Consider the following 1,611-nt stretch of genomic DNA (forward strand, 5'->3'; position numbering starts at 1 on the left):
CCTCGATCCACCGCAGCGTTGATTGGTGAATGACTGTCCGACTTGGCGGTAGTTGCCAGAGGTATGGTCGGGTGAGGGGGCGTGGGGATGCCCGGGCGGTCCGGGTTGGGGTGTGGTTGTCGTCGCCGGGTTCGGTGTGGTGCCGGCGGTGACGCTGTCTGTTCAGGTGAGCTGTGGGAGGGCTCGGATGCGGTCGAGGGCGATGGTCCACTGTTTGCGCCATGGCCATCTGGCCGGGAGGTGCAGGGTGTGTCGCCGTGCGGAGCGGGTGATTCTGCCGGGCAGGGCGATGTAGCGGCGCCGGATGGTTTTGGCCACGACCGGGCCGGTGTGGATGCCGCCGATGGTGGCGGTCCAGCGGAGCAGGTTGTGGGCGAGGACCGCGATGGCCGCCCAGGCGGAGTTCGCCGGGAAGCTGCCGGAGGGGCAGTGCGCCAACGGCCCGTTCTTGAGGTCGCGGATGGTCAGTTCGACTATGGCGTGTTGGCGGTGCTCGAGGTCCAAGGCAACGGCGGTCCCGGCCCGGTCGGTCACGAACGCATGGTGTCGCCACAGGGCGAAGAGGGTTTCGGCGGGATCGAGGACGATGGTCCGCCTCACGATGAGGCGGGTGCCGTCGTCGAGTTCTGTTTCGGCGAGCTCGGCGACACCGCTGTCGGGGTAGTCACCCATCGGCACCCACTCGTGCTCGGCGATCCCGGCGATCGCCGCACGGATGACGGTGGTCTGTCGTGCGGTGATCGAGAACCCGAACCCCGCCTGCCGGCAGGCGGCGATGGTCTTGGCCGAGTGGAACCCCGAGTCCGCTCGGATCACGACCGGTGCGGTCATGGGGAGCCGGCGGAGGCGGGCGGCGAGTTCTTCCACGAAGCGTTTCATGCCTCGGGCAGTGTTGGCTGACCCTTTCCTGAACCGCAGGTGCAGGACTTCTCCCGACGCGGCCCGGGTCGCCAGGAGCGGGTGGTAGCCGCGTCGGTGGGTGTAACCGAACGTGGCGCCCTGCTTGGCGTGACCGTGGGTCTCGAGGATCGTCGAGTCCACATCCACGAACTCGACGGTCCCCTCGCCGGCATCGTCGAGGATGGCTTCGGGCCCCGCACCAGCCGCCCACGCACGGCTGAGCGCGATCTCGTTCACCCGGTCCAACTGGCGGACATGCCCGAACGAGAAGCTCCGCAGGAACGTCCCGACCGTGGAAGGAGCCATCACCCTATGGCCGACCACCTGAGCGGTCGCCCCAGAGCGCAGGATGTCGACATCGTCGATGAAACCTGCGCCGGCAGCCATGGCATGCGCCAAGGTCAGAACCTTGCGGCCAGGAGCGAACGCGCCGGGGCGGTCCCCGAGATCGACCGTGTCATTGACCATCGCTTCCAAGGCCAACCGCCCGCTCAACGAGGCGACCAACAGCAAGCCTGCGTCGGCCACGAGACGGGTGTCGTCGAAGGTCACTCCGACCCGGTCCACACTGCGCGAGACTCGCATCCAGAAGATGCCCTTCTGATCGGGAAGTTGGTTGGCGTAGAGAACCGCCATCCTCCCAGGTCAGAGGGCATTTTCCGCGGATACGCGCTGATTCACCCCATCAGCGGAACGGTGCTTCCAGGCTAA

At 67.2% G+C, this 1,611-nt stretch carries 1 protein-coding gene; it reads right to left on the reverse strand.

Annotation, left to right across the window (positions count from 1 at the left end):
- Positions 1-162: 162 nt before the first annotated feature.
- The gene (locus K6U06_RS24440) at positions 163-1,536 is read right to left on the reverse strand and encodes an IS1380 family transposase (RefSeq protein WP_262324606.1); all 1,374 of its coding nucleotides are present in this window, start codon (positions 1,534-1,536) and stop codon (positions 163-165) included.
- Between the last annotated feature and the right edge of the window lie 75 nt (positions 1,537-1,611).

Source organism: Acidiferrimicrobium sp. IK (assembly GCF_025499425.1).
In the GTDB taxonomy this organism is placed as follows: Bacteria; Actinomycetota; Acidimicrobiia; order Acidimicrobiales; family Palsa-688; genus Acidiferrimicrobium.

Bases quoted from the DNA above. Each gene is read 5' to 3' on its own strand.
- K6U06_RS24440 (WP_262324606.1), bottom strand. From the start codon at position 1,536: ATGGCGGTTCTCTACGCCAACCAACTTCCCGATCAGAAGGGCATCTTC.